Source organism: Homoserinimonas sp. OAct 916 (genome assembly GCF_003260275.1).
Taxonomy (GTDB): Bacteria; Actinomycetota; Actinomycetes; order Actinomycetales; family Microbacteriaceae; genus OACT-916.
The window spans coordinates 37732-53371 of the sequence record NZ_QJHB01000005.1 but is presented as its reverse complement, the minus strand read 5'-3'; the positions used below and the strand labels follow the sequence as shown (position 1 = coordinate 53371).

At 62.7% G+C, this 15640-nt stretch carries 15 protein-coding genes; 9 read left to right on the top strand and 6 right to left on the bottom strand.

The features are described 5' to 3' along the window. Window positions 1–54 precede the first annotated feature (54 nt). The gene (nrdR, locus tag DL891_RS06910; protein ID WP_111719700.1) at window positions 55–522 is read left to right on the top strand and encodes a transcriptional regulator NrdR; all 468 of its coding nucleotides are present in this window, start codon (window positions 55–57) and stop codon (window positions 520–522) included. Window positions 523–684: 162 nt separating this feature from the next. Then, window positions 685–1719: a quinone-dependent dihydroorotate dehydrogenase gene (locus DL891_RS06905; RefSeq protein WP_111719699.1), complete on the top strand. Its 1035-nt coding sequence runs from the start codon at window positions 685–687 to the stop codon at window positions 1717–1719. 75 nt (window positions 1720–1794) lie between these two features. On the opposite strand, the gene DL891_RS06900 is transcribed toward DL891_RS06905, so the two are convergent. Beyond that, window positions 1795–2370 (bottom strand): DUF3043 domain-containing protein, encoded by a 576-nt coding sequence (locus DL891_RS06900; RefSeq protein WP_111719698.1) that lies wholly within the window; start codon window positions 2368–2370, stop codon window positions 1795–1797. A gap of 39 nt (window positions 2371–2409) precedes the next feature. Here DL891_RS06900 and DL891_RS06895 point away from each other — a divergent pair, with 39 nt between their 5' ends. The 6 genes from DL891_RS06895 to DL891_RS06870 all read left to right on the top strand — a co-directional run bounded on the left by DL891_RS06895 (window position 2410) and on the right by DL891_RS06870 (window position 8132). After that, the gene (locus tag DL891_RS06895; RefSeq protein ID WP_111719697.1) at window positions 2410–3849 is read left to right on the top strand and encodes a dipeptidase; all 1440 of its coding nucleotides are present in this window, start codon (window positions 2410–2412) and stop codon (window positions 3847–3849) included. A 175-nt stretch (window positions 3850–4024) separates the two neighbouring features. Further along, window positions 4025–4417: an iron-sulfur cluster assembly accessory protein gene (locus tag DL891_RS06890; protein WP_111719696.1), complete on the top strand. Its 393-nt coding sequence runs from the start codon at window positions 4025–4027 to the stop codon at window positions 4415–4417. Between the two features lie 130 nt (window positions 4418–4547). Next, the gene (gene coxB / locus DL891_RS06885; RefSeq protein ID WP_111719695.1) at window positions 4548–5432 is read left to right on the top strand and encodes a cytochrome c oxidase subunit II; all 885 of its coding nucleotides are present in this window, start codon (window positions 4548–4550) and stop codon (window positions 5430–5432) included. Between the two features lie 11 nt (window positions 5433–5443). Then, window positions 5444–7192: a cytochrome c oxidase subunit I gene (gene ctaD, locus DL891_RS06880; RefSeq protein WP_111719694.1), complete on the top strand. Its 1749-nt coding sequence runs from the start codon at window positions 5444–5446 to the stop codon at window positions 7190–7192. Window position 7193: 1 nt separating this feature from the next. Then, window positions 7194–7616 carry a cytochrome c oxidase subunit 4 gene (locus tag DL891_RS06875; RefSeq protein ID WP_111719693.1) on the top strand — a complete coding sequence of 141 codons (423 nt, stop codon included), beginning with the start codon at window positions 7194–7196 and terminating at the stop codon, window positions 7614–7616. A 306-nt stretch (window positions 7617–7922) separates the two neighbouring features. Next, window positions 7923–8132: a DUF2945 domain-containing protein gene (locus tag DL891_RS06870; protein ID WP_111719692.1), complete on the top strand. Its 210-nt coding sequence runs from the start codon at window positions 7923–7925 to the stop codon at window positions 8130–8132. Window positions 8133–8479: 347 nt separating this feature from the next. Here DL891_RS06870 and DL891_RS06865 read toward each other — a convergent pair whose 3' ends face one another. The 4 genes from DL891_RS06865 to DL891_RS06850 form a co-directional block, all read right to left on the bottom strand. Beyond that, window positions 8480–10105, bottom strand: a complete 1626-nt coding sequence (locus DL891_RS06865) for a ubiquinol-cytochrome c reductase cytochrome b subunit (protein ID WP_111719691.1) — start codon at window positions 10103–10105, stop codon at window positions 8480–8482. Continuing rightward, a complete protein-coding gene (locus DL891_RS06860) occupies window positions 10102–11178 on the bottom strand; it encodes a ubiquinol-cytochrome c reductase iron-sulfur subunit (RefSeq protein WP_111719690.1) in 1077 nt (358 codons plus the stop codon). Before DL891_RS06860 ends, DL891_RS06865 begins: the two co-directional genes overlap by 4 nt. A 78-nt stretch (window positions 11179–11256) precedes the next feature. After that, window positions 11257–12069, bottom strand: a complete 813-nt coding sequence (locus tag DL891_RS06855) for a cytochrome c (protein WP_111719689.1) — start codon at window positions 12067–12069, stop codon at window positions 11257–11259. 23 nt (window positions 12070–12092) lie between these two features. Beyond that, complete coding sequence (locus tag DL891_RS06850; protein ID WP_232819046.1) at window positions 12093–12722, bottom strand: heme-copper oxidase subunit III; 630 nt, start codon at window positions 12720–12722, stop codon at window positions 12093–12095. 76 nt (window positions 12723–12798) lie between these two features. Here DL891_RS06850 and trpD point away from each other — a divergent pair, with 76 nt between their 5' ends. After that, on the top strand, window positions 12799–13851 hold the full coding sequence (trpD, locus tag DL891_RS06845) for an anthranilate phosphoribosyltransferase (RefSeq protein WP_111719687.1): 1053 nt from the start codon (window positions 12799–12801) through the stop codon (window positions 13849–13851). Window positions 13852–13962: 111 nt separating this feature from the next. Here the strand turns inward: trpD and glpK are convergent, their stop codons facing one another. Next, complete coding sequence (gene glpK / locus DL891_RS06840; RefSeq protein ID WP_111719686.1) at window positions 13963–15486, bottom strand: glycerol kinase GlpK; 1524 nt, start codon at window positions 15484–15486, stop codon at window positions 13963–13965. Window positions 15487–15640: the final 154 nt, after the last annotated feature.

Here is a 15640-nt window from a genome sequence, read left to right as displayed (position 1 = left end):
GCACAGGCTGGGCGTCATACAGCCAGTGGCGGGTTCGGCGGGTAATCTATTGGGATGCACTGCCCATTCTGCCGGCATCCGGACTCTCGTGTCATCGACTCCCGCACCACCGACGACGGCGTCGCAATCAGACGTCGCCGCCAATGTCCTGAGTGCGGTCGCCGCTTCTCGACCATCGAGACGGCGAGCCTCAACGTGGTCAAACGCAACGGGGTGACCGAGCCGTTCAGTCGAGAGAAGATCATCTCCGGGGTTCGCAAGGCCTGCCAGGGTCGGCCGGTGACCGACACCGACCTGGCCATGCTGGCCCAGAAGGTGGAGGAGAACATCCGAGCCACCGGAGTCTCCCAGATCGACGCCAATGAGATCGGGCTGACCATCCTGTCGCCGCTGCGCGAACTCGACGAGGTCGCCTATCTGCGGTTCGCGAGTGTGTACCAGGCCTTCGATTCATTGGAGGACTTCGAGAGCGCGATTTCTGACCTCCGCGTCGAGCGGGTGGGAGACGACGTCGAGAGCTGATCGATCGGTTCTGATCGTTCGGTTCTGACCGTTGCGGCGACGTGCGGGGCCACGCTTGTGGGGCCACGCTTGTGGGGACAAAGTGTGGGACCAGCGTGTGAGACCAGCGTGTGAGACCAGCGTGTGAGACCAGCGTGTGGCCGCCCGATAGTCTGGGCAGCAATGTACTCTCTGATCTTTCAACTCCTTCTTCGCAGGCTCGACCCGGAGCGCGCGCACCATCTGGCACTGGCCGTGATTCGAGCCCTGCCGGCTCTCGGGTTGGGTGCCCTGCTCAGCCGATTCACCCGGCCCGATCGCAGTCTCGCGGTGCAGGCTCTCGGCGTCTGGTTCGACAGCCCGTTCGGGGTCGCTGCGGGGTTCGACAAAGATGCCCGGGCGGTCATCGGTCTCGGCCAGTTGGGGTTCGGACACATCGAAGTGGGCACGATCACGGCGTTGGCGCAAGCTGGCAACGAGAAACCCCGGCTGTTTCGCCTGGTCGCTGACCGTGCGGTGATCAACCGGATGGGTTTCAACAATGAGGGCGCCGAATCAGCCCAGCCGAGACTGGCCGCGCTCCGCCGCAGGCGCACCCGGCCGGTGATCGGCGTCAACATCGGCAAGAGCCGGGTTGTGGATGTAGCCGATGCCACCGCCGACTACGTCACCAGCGCGCGCCTTCTCGCCGGCCATGCCGACTATCTGGTGGTCAACGTGTCGAGCCCGAACACCCCAGGTCTTCGCGGGCTGCAGGAGTTGGAACAACTCGCGCCACTGTTGACCGCAGTCAAAGAGGCCACGCTCGACACCCCCCTATTGGTCAAGATCGCGCCGGACCTCACTGATGACGAGGTTCGCACGGTCGCGCAACTGGTGGTCACTCTCGGCTTGGAAGGCATCATCGCGACCAATACGACCCTGAGCCGCGAACACCTCGAGTCACCGGCCTCCCTGGTCGCCGCTGCAGGCGCTGGCGGTCTCTCCGGGGCACCACTGTACGCGCGCTCCCTCGAGGTGCTGAAGCTGATTCGAGCTGTGGTGCCCGCCTCGCTCTGCGTCATCTCGGTCGGGGGAGTAGAGACTGCCGCCCAGGTCGAGGAGCGGCTGGATGCCGGCGCGACGCTGGTGCAGGGCTACTCGGGGTTCATCTACCAGGGTCCGTTGTGGGCGAGGCAGATCAATCGCGGTCTGCTCGCGTTGCGGCAAGGGCGCTGACCGCACACTCACCGTGAACGCCGATCGTCGATCAGCGCCGAATCTGCCACCACCGCCAGGATCAGCGAGCCGATCTCAGGCCGGGTACTGGCCGCGCTTGACCTGGGGCTTCGGCAGGCGCATCACCCGCAGCTGCAGGGCCCGCATGGATGCGTACCAGGCGGTGCCCTTCTGCGCGGTCTCGACCTTGAAGCGCTCCTTGATCTTCGCTTTCACCCGCATACTCAGCCAGATGCAGTCGAGCACGGCGGCCGCGAAGAAGATCCACAGCACCAGGATGCCCACGCTCTGGATGGTCAGGTCGGGCAGGAAGGTCAAAATGATCACCACGAACATGATGGGGATCATGAACTCGCCCACATTGAAGCGGGCATCCACCCAGTCGCGAACGAACCGCCGTTGGGCACCCTTGTCCCTCTCCGGCAAGAATTTCTCCTCGCCAGCAGCCATTCCCACCCGCGCGCGGTCGCGGGCATGGCTCATCTTCGCCCGGGCGTCTTTGTTCGCCTGTTTGCGATCGCCGGAAACCAGCGGACGCATGAGCGCCGCCTCCTGCTGTTTGCGGGTCGGTGTGGGCGCACCCTTCCCCGTCGGGGGCACCTCGGGCTTGGCAGGGTCAGGCAGGTTGGTCGGGTTAGTCTTCTTGGCCACATCAGTCCTTGAGTTCGTCTCTGCCTTAAGATTACCGGTATGACCGAATCAGAGCAGACCCAGGACACAAATACCGGCGGTTCAGTGCTCGGAGGCGCCAGTGCCACCGAATCGGCAGCTCGGAGAGCGGTGATTGCCGGGCTCGACCAGGCGATCGACGAGTTGAAAGCGCTGGTGCGCATCCCGTCTGTGTCCTGGGACGCGTTTGATCCGCAACACGTGGCTGCCAGCGCCGAGGCGGTGGCCGAACTGGTCAGAGGGCTGGATGTGTTCGATACGGTTCAGATCAAACAGGCCCGGATCGGCGAGGCCGACGTGCTCGGACAGCCCGCAGTTCTCGCCACGCGGGCTGCCCGCAACGGGCGACCGACGGTGATGCTCTACGCCCACCACGACGTGCAGCCACCCGGTAAGGACGAGGATTGGGATTCAGCTCCCTTCGACCCGGTCACCCGTTCCGGGCGCCTGTACGGCCGGGGTGCCGCCGATGACAAGGCCGGTGTGATGGCGCATGTCGCGTCGATTCGCGCGCTGGTCGCCGCAGCGGGTGCAGACTTCGATCTGGGGCTCGCCCTCTTCATCGAGGGGGAGGAGGAGTTCGGTTCGCGCTCCTTCGCGAACTTCCTGGCCGACAATCGTGATGAACTCGCCGCCGACGTCATTGTCGTCGCCGACTCAGACAACTGGGACACCGAAACGCCGGCGCTGACGGTCGCACTGCGCGGAAACGTCACCTTCAAGCTCTCCGTGCGCACGTTGAAGCACGCCTCGCATTCGGGCATGTTCGGGGGAGCGGTGCCCGACGGCATGCTCGCCATGATCCGATTATTGGCCACGCTGCACGATGAACAGGGCTCGGTGGCGGTGGCCGGCCTCAACCGGTATGAGATGGAGACCCCCGACTACGACGAGGCCCAGCTTCGCCTGGAGGCGGGTCTGGCCGATGGGGTGAGCCCCATCGGCGATGGCACCATCCTCAGCAGGTTGTGGGCGCAGCCGGCGATCACGGTGACCGGGATTGACGCGCCGACGGTGGCGAACGCCTCCAACACGCTTTCACCGGAGATCGCGGCGCGGGTCAGTGTGCGGGTCGCCCCCGGACAGGACTCCGCAGACGCCTACCGGGCTGTCGAAGAGCATGTGAAGGCGAACGCCCCCTTCGGCGCCCAGGTCGTCATCTCCGAGGTCGACCAGGGGCAGCCGTTCCTGGTCGACACGTCGGGGTGGGCGGTCGCCGAAGCGAAGCGGGCGATGAAGGATGCCTGGGGAGCGGAACCTGTTGAAGCGGGGATCGGCGGTTCGATCCCGTTCATCTCCGACCTCGTACGGGTCTTCCCCGAGGCGGAGATTCTGGTGACCGGAGTCGAGGATCCGGATTCCCGGGCCCACAGCCCCAACGAGTCGCTGCACCTCGGCGTGTTCGAACGGGCGATCCTCACCGAGGCTCTGCTCCTGGTCCGGCTGAACGAGCGGGCCTGAGCCCGACTGTAGTGGGCAGGGCGCCCGCGAAGCGCCCCAGGAACCACCGACCTGCATTCCCGCGTCCTTTCGATCGCATACCGAATCAGCGGTCTTTCGGCTGTCGCGGGTAAGATTCAGGTAACGAATCCGCCGGAGCATCGCGCCCGGCGGCAACGATGGGCAAGGAGCATTCATGACCGACACGACGACCAACGACACCCTGACAGAACTCGGTGACGCTCAGGCTGTCGACGCCCCCGCGCACGGGGTCGACATCACCGATACCGCGATCGGCAAGGTCAAGAGCCTCCTGGCCCAAGAAGGCCGAGACGATCTGCGCCTGCGCATAGCCGTGCAACCGGGAGGATGTTCCGGCCTGATCTATCAATTGTTCTTCGACGAACGCACCCTTGACGACGACGTGAGCGTCGATTTCGACGGGGTGGGCGTTGTCGTGGACAAGATGAGTGTTCCGTACCTTTCCGGGGCCACCATCGACTTTGAAGACACCATTCAGAAGCAGGGATTCACTATTGACAACCCCAACGCCGGAGGCAGTTGTGCCTGCGGAGACTCGTTCAACTAGGGAATTCTGGCCGGAAATCGGTTAAGCTGAGGTTCCTAAGTGCACGATGAGGCGCGTGTCGCCCGGTAGGGTGTGTACTGAGCAAATACAGTTGTAATTGAACTGTTCACGAGTTTTTGAAGGGTCACTGGTGCGATCTACACGTCGATTCCGATGGGCTGCGATTCCGGCAGCAGCCGCGTTGGCTTTTGTCCTGGCTGGTTGTACCCAGGCTCAACTGAACGGGTACCTGCCCGGGCACATTGAAGGTGCGCCGCCGGCCACGAACCAGACCGACCGGATCACCGGTCTGTGGGTGACATCCTGGACCGTCCTGTTGGTGGTCGGCCTTGTCGCCTGGGGTCTCACGATCTGGGTCATGGTCGTCTACCGCAGGCGTAAGGGCCAGACCGGTCTTCCCGTGCAGCTGCGTTACAACATGCCGATCGAGATCTTCTACACGGTGATCCCGCTGATCCTCGTGATCGGTTTCTTCTCCTTCTCGGCCAGAGACTCGTATGAGATCGAGACCCGGTTCGACAACCCAGACGTAACGATCCACCTGCTCGCCAAGCAGTGGGCGTGGGACTTCAACTATGTCAACGAAGACGTCTACTCACCGGGGATCCAGGCGCAGCCAATCGATACCGGGCCGCAGGGCTCGATCGATGAGGCATTGCTCCCGACCCTGTATCTTCCGGTCAACAAGTCGGTCGAGATCATTCTCGATTCTCGAGACGTGGTGCACTCGTTCTGGGTTCCCGACTTCCTGTACAAGAAGGACGTCCTGCCCGGCAAGACCAACTACATGTCGATCATTCCTGAGCGTGAAGGCACCTTCATGGGTAAGTGTGCTGAGCTCTGCGGTGAATACCACTCGTTGATGCTGTTTGACGTGAAAGTCGTGTCGCAGGCCGAATACGACGCGCACATCGCATCCCTCCGTGCTGCCGGCTATGTAGGCCAGCTGGGCGTTGAATTCGACCGCAACACGAACCTGCCGGGTGTCACAGCGCCTGACGCATCCGAGAAGTAGAGGTTATTCCGATGACTACAACGACAACGGCGCCGGGTCAGGCAACTGCTCCCGGAACACCTCCCAGCTCCCAGGGGACGGCCAAGGCGCAGACCAAGGGGCACCTGCTCGTCAACATTGTCACGACGACGGACCACAAAATGATCGGGTACATGTACCTGGTCACCTCGTTCATCTTCTTCTGCATCGGTGGCGTGATGGCCCTGATCATGCGCGCCCAGCTGTTCGAGCCGGGCCTTGAGCTGCTGGCCACCAAAGAGCAGTACAACCAGATGTTCACGATGCACGGCACCATCATGTTGCTGCTGTTCGCGACACCCCTGTTCGCCGGCTTCGCCAACGTCATCATGCCGTTGCAGATCGGTGCTCCCGACGTAGTGTTCCCGAGGCTCAATGCGTTCGCGTACTGGCTCTACAGCTTCGGTGGCCTCATCGCGGTCGCGGGCTTCCTCACACCGCAGGGTGCCGCAGCTTTCGGCTGGTTCGCCTATGCTCCACTATCCAGCGCCACGTTCTCGCCAGGCGCGGGTGGTGACCTGTGGGTGATGGGTCTGGCCCTCGGTGGCTTCGGTACGATCCTCGGTTCGGTGAACTTCATTGCGACGATCATCACGTTGCGGGCACCGGGTATGACCATGTTCCGGATGCCGATCTTCACGTGGAACACGCTGGTCACCGCGATCCTCGTGATCATGGTGTTCCCGGTTCTGGCTGCCGCGCTGCTGGCTCTGGCCGCTGACCGGATCTTCGGTGCGCACATCTACGACGCCGCCAACGGCGGGGCAATGCTGTGGCAACACCTGTTCTGGTTCTTCGGGCATCCGGAGGTCTACATCATCGCGTTGCCATTCTTCGGCATCGTGACAGAAGTGTTCCCCGTATTCAGCCGCAAACCCATCTTCGGTTACAAGACCCTGATCTTCGCGACGATCGCGATCGCCGCGCTGTCTGTGACGGTGTGGGCTCACCACATGTACGCGACCGGATCGGTGTTGCTGCCGTTCTTCTCCCTGTTGTCGATGCTCATCGCGGTGCCCACTGGGGTGAAGATCTTCAACTGGATCGGAACGATGTTCCGGGGCTCAGTGACGTTCGAGACCCCCATGATGTGGGCGATCGGCTTCCTGCTCACCTTCACCTTCGGTGGCCTCACCGGTGTCATCCTGGCCTCGCCGCCGCTTGACTTCCACGTGACGGACTCCTACTTCGTTGTGGCGCACTTCCACTACGTCGTGTTCGGTACCGTCGTGTTCGCCATGTTCAGTGGGTTCTACTTCTGGTGGCCCAAGTGGACCGGGCGCATGCTCAACGAGACCCTCGGCAAGTGGCACTTCTGGTTGCTGTTCATCGGCTTCCACACCACGTTCCTCATCCAGCACTGGCTTGGTGTCATCGGGATGCCGCGTCGCTACGCGAGCTACCTTCCCACCGATGGCTTCACCTGGATGAACCAGCTGTCAACTGTGGGCGCGATGATTCTCGGTGCGTCGATGATCCCGTTCTTCCTGAACGTGTACATCACCCATCGCAGTGCGCCGAAGGTCACGGTGAACGACCCCTGGGGCCACGGCCGGTCGCTCGAGTGGGCGACCAGTTGCCCGCCGCCACGGCACAACTTCACCTCGATTCCAAGGATTCGTAGCGAGTCTCCTGCTTTCGACCTGAATCACCCAGAAGTTGGCATGCCTGTCGGGATCGGCCCGATGAAGGATGCGCCGGAAGCTACGGTCTACGACAAGTTCGACGGAGAGGTGAAGTAGCGTGAGAACGAGCACGAATGTTTTTTGGATACTGGCCGCGTTCTACGCTTTTTCAACAGTGCTCTACGCCGTGTGGAGCCTGTCGGATCCGTTCCACCACACTATCGAGTGGGCCGGCACGATTGCCCTCGGTCTGCTCGCGGTCATGTTCGTCTTCATCGCGTTCTACCTCAAGCTGGTACACCGCGGCCAGGGTGCGGAGCTGCCCGAGGACATCAGCACCGCGAACATCGATGACGGAGACCCCGAGCTCGGACACTTCAGCCCGTGGAGCTGGTGGCCGATCGCCCTCGCCGCCGCAGTCGCACTGCTCTTTCTGGGTATCGCGGTCGGGTTCTGGATCGCCTACATCGGCGTCACACTGATTGCGATAACCATCGTCGGTTGGGTGTACGAGTACTACCGCGGATACTTCGCCCGCTAAAGGCATCACGACAGGCGGTCGGTCCCTTCGGGGGCCGGCCGCTTTCGTTTGCCCAGGCACCAACGGGTCCCACTCGCGTACCGCTGGGAAACCAACGGGCCCCACTCGCGTACCGCCGGGAAACCAACGGGCCCCACTCGCGTACCGCCGGGAAACACTGAATTTCAGGAAGAGACACCAGCCGCGGCTCCTAGACGTCCCGTGACCCCGTCAGCCTGAATCGTCGCCCTGGTGGGTGCATGCGGAACGTACGAATGCGGAGTATGGTCGGTGCACCGGCACACATGATTCGAGGGAGGGCAACGTATGTCCAAGAAGTTCGCTCTGGGTGACCACGTGTCGTGGAACTCAGAAGCAGGGCGCGTGAGCGGCACAATAACCAAGAAGCACACCAGTGACTTCCAGTTCAAGGGGTACACCCGCCATTGCAGCGAGGACGACCCCCAGTATGAGATCACGAGCGACAAGACCGACCATGTCGCAATGCACAAGGGCAGCGCACTGACCAAAGCGTAGGGTACGTGCCTTCGTACTCCTCACAGTCGCGTGACGGCCCACGACCGTAGCGCCCTCGTCGTCCCGAGCGCGGCCCACGTGGTCGTCCCGAGGGCGGCCCACGTGCGCTCCTACATCGCCTCAGGAGTTGACGCGCGAGGCCGCTGAGCAGGCGCGCGCCAGGTGGCGCGCTTCGCTGCAGATCGATCAGGAGCGAAGCGTTCCACGTGGCGCGAGCTCAAGGAAGATCAGCTCAGCGACATCGCCGCACCCGACATCGTCGCACCCGACTACGCCGCCTCACAGCAAAGGGCCCCGGCGCGAACGCCGGGACCCTTTGCTGCAGAACTGAGCTACTGTAACTACTCTTAGTGATGATCTCCGTGCGAAGCCTCGATCTCGGTCTGCGAGGCCGGCGCGATGCGGTCCTCGAAGAACCACCGCGACAGTCCTGCGCGGGTGCGCTCGGCCATGGTGATCTTGCCCTCGGCGTTCGGCCGCAGCATCAACGGCTTGTATTCGTTGTAGCTGACTAGCTCCCACTTCTGGTACTCGTCGGCCGGCTGGTGCACCTCGATGTACTCGCCACCAGGCAGGCGCACGATCCGACCCGACTCGTAGCCGTGCAGGGCGATCGAGCGGTCCTTGCGTTGCAGGGCGAGGCACGTGCGCTTCGTGAGGACGAAGGCGATGAGCGGCCCGACGAACAACAGTGCCTGAAGCGTGTGCGTCACGCCCTCGATCGCCAGATGGAAGTGCGTCGCGATCAGGTCGGAGCTCGCTGCCGCCCAGAGGACTGCGTAGAACGTGACTCCGGCAGCACCGATGGCAGTGCGGGTCGGGGCGTTGCGCGGGCGGTCCAGCAAGTGGTGCTCGCGCTTGTCTCCCGTGATCCAGCCTTCGATGAACGGATAGAACATCACGACCGCGATGAAGATCCCGATGATGATCATGGGCATCAGGATGTTGAACGACCAGGTGAATCCCAGCCAGACGAACTCCCAGCCTGGTGGCACCAGCCTCAGCGCACCATCGAGGAATCCGATATACCAGTCCGGTTGGGTACCGGCAGAGATCGGCGATGGGTCGTATGGCCCGTAGACCCATACCGCGTTGATCGAGAACAGCGATGAGATCAACATGATCACACCGAAGACGATGAAGAAGAACCCACCGGCCTTCGCTGCGTACACCGGCATCACCGGGTAGCCGACCACGTTGTCCTGCGTGCGCCCGGCTCCGGGGAACTGGGTGTGCTTGTGGGTGACCACGAACAACAGATGCAGCGCGATGAATGCGACGACGAGCGCCGGCAGGAACAGTATGTGCAGGGAATACAGTCGCCCGACAATGTCTTCGCCCGGGAACTCTCCACCGAATATCAGGAACGAGGTCCAGGTTCCGATTATCGGGATGCCCTTGACCATTCCGTCGATGATGCGCAGTCCGTTGCCGGAGAGCAGGTCATCCGGGAGCGAGTAGCCGGTGAAGCCTTCGGCCATGGCCAGGATGAACAGGACGAAACCGATGACCCAGTTCAGTTCGCGCGGCTTGCGGAACGCACCCGTGAAGAAGATGCGCAGCATGTGCAGGCCGATTGCAGCCACGAACAGCAGGGCCGCCCAGTGGTGTACCTGGCGCATCAGCAGGCCGCCGCGAACGTCGAAGGAGATATCCACCGTCGATTGCATCGCAGCCGACATCGTGATTCCCTTGAGCGGCACGAAGGAGCCGTCATAGACCAGCTGGGTCATCGACGCCTGGAAGAAGAACGTCAGGAAGCTGCCCGAGAGCAGGATCACGACGAAGCTGTACAGCGCGACCTCTCCGAGCAGGAACGACCAGTGGTCGGGGAAGATCTTGCGACCATAGTCACGAACGACGACAGAGATCTTGGTGCGGTCGTCGATGTACCCCGCAGCTGCTGCGGTGAAACCGCCCTCGCGGGGTGCAGCAGCAGTGCGGGTTTGGCCGGTGGTGGTCACGGTGTTCATGCGCGCTCCCAGAAGCTCGGGCCGACAGGCTCAGTGAAATCGCTCTGGGCGATGAGGTAACCCTCACTGTCGACGGTGATCGGCAGTTGGGGGAGTGCTCGCTTGGCCGGTCCGAAGATGACCTCACAGTTGTTGGTCACATCGAACTGCGACTGGTGGCAGGGGCAGAGCAGGTGGTGCTTCTGCTGCTCGTAGAGAGCGACCGGGCAGCCGACGTGCGTGCAGACCTTGGAGTAGGCGACGATGCCGTCGTAGGCCCAGGTCTCGCGACCTGGCAGCGGGTTGAGGTCCTTGGGATCAAGGCGCATCAACAACACAGCGGCCTTGGCCTTTTCCTCGATCTTGTGGTGCTCCAGTTCCGCCAGGCCTTCGGGAATCACCTGGACGGACGAACCGAGAGTCAGATCAGAAGCCTTGATCGGAACACCGGAGGGGTCGTGCGTCAAGCGTGTTCCCTTTTCCCACATGGTGTGCTTGAGCAGAGCGACAGGATCCTGATCCATCGGTGCGAGACCACGGAACAAGACGACGGCAGGCAGTGGGAACACGATCAACGCGCCCAAGAGGCTGTTGCGGATCATGGTGCGCCGGCCGAAACCGGATTCGCGGTTGGCCTCATCGATGACGTTGATCGCAGCCGCACGCTCTTCAGTGGTGCCCGGCTGCGGGTGGCGGATGTCGATTCCCTCGTGGTCGTGCATGAGGGCCTTACCCCAGTGCACGGCACCCACGCCCAGTCCGAGCAGTGCGAGCGTCATTCCGAGCCCGACGAACATGTTGTTCAGGCGCACCGAGCCGGAGTCGCCTTCAATGATCGGGAAGGCGATGTATGCGGCGATCGCGAAGATGCTGCCGGCCAGCGACAGGTAGAACAGTGTGTAGACGACCCGTTCGGCACGCTTCTCGGCCTTGGGATTGATGTCGGTGGTGCGCGGTCGGTGCGGTGGCAGTCCGGGATCCTGAACGGCGTCCCGAACGATCACGGCTGTGCCGGGCGAGGCGCCGAGGGCGTCGTGCGAAACGTGCTGCCCGCTCGACACCGAATCCTTCCCGCCGTTATCGTCCTGTGCCATGGTTCTCCTTTTCGTGCCTGTTCTGGTCTGACTTCGTCTGAGTTCGTTCAACGGCAGGTTGAGCCGAGAATACGGTGGTCAATTGGATCGTGCGGTTATCCAGATCGTCAGCGCAACGATCGATCCGAGTCCGAAGATCCAGAGGAATAGACCCTCGGAGACCGGCCCGATCGAGCCAAGCCCGAAACCGCCTGCAGAGGGAGCTGCCTCCAGGTGCTGCAGGTACGAGATGATGTCGCTCTTCTCGGTGGGGGTGATGACGAGGTCGTTGAAGACGGGCATGTTCTGCGGGCCGGTCACCATCGCCTCGTACTTGTGAACAGCCGAGACGCCCGCGAGCGGGGGAGCGAACTTGCCCTGGGTCAACGCCCCGCCGGCGGCGGCGACGTTGTGACACATGGCGCAGTTGATGCGGAACAGTTCTCCACCGTTGGCGAGATCGCCGTCACCCGTGAGGTACTGGGCGTCGGGAATGCCGGGCCCCGGTGCGAGCGAGCCGACGTAGACGGCCAACTGCTTGACCTGCAGGTCGGTGAACTGCACTGGCTTCTGCTGAGCCTGGGGACCCTGCATCTGCATCGGCATACGGCCCGTTCCGACCTGGAAGTCGACGGATGCCGCGCCCACGCCCACCAGGCTCGGGGCGTCGACTGTGCCGTCGGCCTCCATGCCGTGGCACGTGGCGCAGTTGGCCTGGAAGAGCTTCGCACCCTCATCAATATTGACTTGCGTATTGATGTCGGTGTCGGCCGTGGCGGTTCCGGCGTTGATGGCCGCATAGGCGCCGCCGGTCATCATCAAGCCGATCGCGATCAGCGCGACTGTGGCCAGTGGGTGACGTCTGCCGGTCTTGGTGCGTCCGCGTCTGGAGGGTTGAGTTGTCTTACGCATTCTGAAGTGTCCGCTCCTGCTTGCTATTTGAGGACGTAGATGACGAGGAACAGTGCGATCCACACCACATCGACGAAGTGCCAGTAGTACGAGACCACGATCGCAGTCGTGGCTTCCTTGTGGGTGAACCTTCGCACCGCGAATGCTCGACCGATGACCAAGAGGAACGCGAAGAGCCCACCTGTCACGTGAATAGCGTGGAATCCGGTGGTGAAGTAGAACGCCGATGTGTAGGCATTGGTGTCGAATGCGATGCCTTCGGTTACGAGCGTGGCATATTCGAGAACCTGGCCGGAGACGAAGATTGCACCCAATGCGTAGGTGAGGAAGAACCACTCGACCATCCCCCACTGGGAGGGCCGCCAACCCGTGGAGCGTGACTGGAGACGCTCTGCGGCGAACACCCCGAACTGGCAGGTGAACGAAGAGCTCACGAGGATCAGGGTGTTGATGGTGGCATAGGTCACGTCGAGCTTCGAGGTCTCGAAGCTCCAGAGCTCGGGAGACATGGCGCGAAGGGTGAAGTAGATCGCAAAAAGGCCCGCGAAAAACATCACCTCGCTGCCAAGCCACACGATGGTGCCCACCGCAACAGGATTCGGTCGATTGACCACGGGCGTATTCGCCACAGGAGTAATTGATGTGCTCGTCACCGTTCCATTATGGCCGATTTTTGGTCCAAGTTCCGCATTCAATGAGAGTGTGCCGTGTCCAACTACGCTGGAGTACATGTTTCTTACTCCGACTTGGCCGAATCTTCTCACCTCACTCTTGGATGGAGAAGACCTGAGCGTTGCGGAAGCGACGTGGGCGATGCGCGAAATAATGCGCGGCGATGCCACGCCCGCACAGATCGCATCCTTTTTGGTGGCACTGCGTGTCAAGGGGGAAACCGTTGACGAAATGGTGGGTTTTCGAGATGCGGTGTTGGAAGAGGCCGTGCCGCTAACCGTGGATCCGATCGGTTTGGACATCGTCGGAACCGGCGGCGATCGTTTCGGAACCGTCAACGTGTCGACGATGGCGGCTATTGTGGCCGCGTCGGCGGGGGTGCCCGTCATCAAGCACGGCAACCGCGCGGCCAGTTCACAATCGGGCTCATCCGATGTGCTGGCGGCGTTGGGCCTCGATCTGTCTCTGCCCACCGAGCGGGTGGCACAGATCCTTTCAGAGACGGGGATCACGTTCGCCTACGCCGCAAAGTTTCATCCCGGATTCGCGAACGCAGCCACAACACGCCGTGAGATCGGCATACCGACGGTGTTCAACTACCTCGGGCCGTTGTGTAACCCGGCCAGACCGGAGGCTTCGGCAATCGGCGTGTCTCAATTGGACCGGGTGCCACTGATCGTGGGCGTGCTGCAGACCCGTGGGGCCACCGCGTTGGTCTTCCGCGGCGACGACGGGCTGGACGAGTTGACCACGACGGGGCACAGTCACATCTGGGAGATCAGCCTCGGAATGGTCACCGAACACGACCTCGAACCGCGTGACCTGGGTATCGAGCGGGCGCAGATACAGGATCTCCTCGGTGGGGATTCCGAACACAATGCGCGCGTGGTGAGGGAGACCTTGACAGGGGCTGCCGGGCCCGTGCGGGACATCGTGTTGTTGAACGCGGCGGCGGGCCTGGTCTCGTACCGGCTGTCTCAGGATGTCACAGAAGGGGATCGAAGCATTCTTGACCGGTTTCGGGAGGAGATGGTGGTTGCCGCCGATGCGATCGACTCCGGCAGGGCCGCCGCCAAACTTGAGGAGTGGGTGCGCGCGCAGCACGCCTGACACTGACGGGCCCCGGAGCGGGGCCGTGAACCTGGGTCAGCTGTTGCCGAAACCAACGAGAGGGAGTGCCAGCCCATGCTCCGGTCCGCCCGTTGGCAGACAGTCAACGGGTCAGTCGGCCGGGTCGACCCAGTCGAACGTGCGGGTGACCGCCTTCTGCCAGCCGCGCAGCGAGGTGTCGCGCTGGGCCTCAGTGGTGCGCGGCTCCCAGCGGGCTGATTCGTGCCAGTTCGCCCGCAGATCGTCCAGATCTTTCCAGAAGCCGGTGGCGAGACCGGCGGCATAGGCCGCGCCCAGGGCGGTGGTCTCGGCGATCTGCGGGCGCACCACCGGCACGCCGAGAATGTCGGCTTGGAACTGCATCAGCAACTCGTTGGCGATCATGCCGCCGTCGACCCTGAGCTCTTCAAGTGGTACCCCGGTGTCCTTGTTCACCGCGTCGAGCACCTCCCGCGTCTGGTATGCCGTGGCCTCGAGTGCGGCGCGAGCGATGTGGCCCTTGTTGGTGAACCGGCTCATCCCGACGAGGACGCCACGGGCATCCGATCTCCAATAGGGCGCGAAGAGGCCCGAGAACGCGGGCACGAAATAGATTCCGCCGGTGTCGTCGACGGTGCCGGCGAGTTGTTCCACCTCAGAGGAGGAGTGGATGATGCCGAGGTTGTCGCGCAGCCAGTGGACCAGTGATCCGGTCACCGCGATGGAGCCCTCCAAGGCGTAACGTGGAGCATCCTCGCCCAACTGGTAGGCGACGGTGGTCAGCAGGCCGTTCTTCGAGAAGACGATGTCTTCGCCCGTATTCACGATCAGAAAGTTTCCGGTGCCGTACGTGTTCTTCGCCTGGCCGGTCTCGAACGCGGCCTGACCGAAGGTGGCCGCCTGCTGGTCGCCGAGGATTCCCGCGATCGGAGTCTGCCTGAGGAGGCTGGACGATTTCACCGTGCCGTACACCTCGCTGGATGAGCGAATGGAGGGGAGCATCGACCGCGGCACGTCGAAGGCGGCCAGCAGCGAGTCGTCCCACTCGAGGGTGTGCAGGTTCATCAGAAGTGTGCGCGAGGCGTTGGTGACGTCGGTGACATGCACACCGCCGTCGACGCCGCCGGTCAGGTTCCAGATCAGCCAGCTGTCGGTGGTGCCGAACAGCAAGTGGCCGGCCTCGGCATCTGCCCGGGCACCGGGAACATTCTCCAGGATCCAGACAATTTTGCTCGCCGAGAAATAGGTGCTCAGTGGCAGCCCGGTGAGCTCCTTGAACCGGTTGAAATCGGGGTCGCCGGTCTCAGCCTTGGCCACCCGGTCGACGATCGCCTGGGTGCGGGTGTCCTGCCACACGATGGCGTTGTACACGGGGGCGCCCGTACGCCTGTCCCAGACCACGCAGGTCTCGCGCTGGTTGGTGATGCCCACCGCGTGGATCGCGTGCCGGGTGATATCGCCGATGCCCAGGGCCCGGCCGATCACCTCGCGGGTGTTGTCCCAGATCTCGAGAGCGTCGTGCTCCACCCAGCCTGCCTGCGGAAGGATCTGTTTGTGCTCGAGTTGACCGCTGGAGATGACTCGGCCGCCGTGGTCGAAGATCATGGCCCGGGTACTGGTGGTTCCCTGGTCGATGGAGAGAATGTATTTGTTCACGAGATGCGTCCTTAGGATCGCGGTTGCCCGGGGCCATCCCGCGCCGGAGTTTTGTTCACACTATCGGGTGGGCCAGCTCGCCTGCAGTCCGAGTAACCGGCACTCCGAGTAACCGGCACTCCGAGTAACCGGCACTCCGAGTAACCGGCACTCC

What these genes read in the sequence shown, in the direction of transcription:
- ctaD (WP_111719694.1), top strand. Translation starts at nt 5,444, where the DNA reads ATGACTACAACGACAACGGCGCCGGGTCAGGCAACTGCTCCCGGAACA.
- nrdR (WP_111719700.1), top strand. Translation starts at nt 55, where the DNA reads ATGCACTGCCCATTCTGCCGGCATCCGGACTCTCGTGTCATCGACTCC.
- DL891_RS06870 (WP_111719692.1), top strand. Translation starts at nt 7,923, where the DNA reads ATGTCCAAGAAGTTCGCTCTGGGTGACCACGTGTCGTGGAACTCAGAA.
- DL891_RS06895 (WP_111719697.1), top strand. Translation starts at nt 2,410, where the DNA reads ATGACCGAATCAGAGCAGACCCAGGACACAAATACCGGCGGTTCAGTG.
- DL891_RS06860 (WP_111719690.1), bottom strand. Translation starts at nt 11,178, where the DNA reads ATGGCACAGGACGATAACGGCGGGAAGGATTCGGTGTCGAGCGGGCAG.
- DL891_RS06905 (WP_111719699.1), top strand. Translation starts at nt 685, where the DNA reads ATGTACTCTCTGATCTTTCAACTCCTTCTTCGCAGGCTCGACCCGGAG.
- DL891_RS06890 (WP_111719696.1), top strand. Translation starts at nt 4,025, where the DNA reads ATGACCGACACGACGACCAACGACACCCTGACAGAACTCGGTGACGCT.
- trpD (WP_111719687.1), top strand. Translation starts at nt 12,799, where the DNA reads ATGTTTCTTACTCCGACTTGGCCGAATCTTCTCACCTCACTCTTGGAT.
- DL891_RS06855 (WP_111719689.1), bottom strand. Translation starts at nt 12,069, where the DNA reads ATGCGTAAGACAACTCAACCCTCCAGACGCGGACGCACCAAGACCGGC.
- DL891_RS06865 (WP_111719691.1), bottom strand. Translation starts at nt 10,105, where the DNA reads ATGAACACCGTGACCACCACCGGCCAAACCCGCACTGCTGCTGCACCC.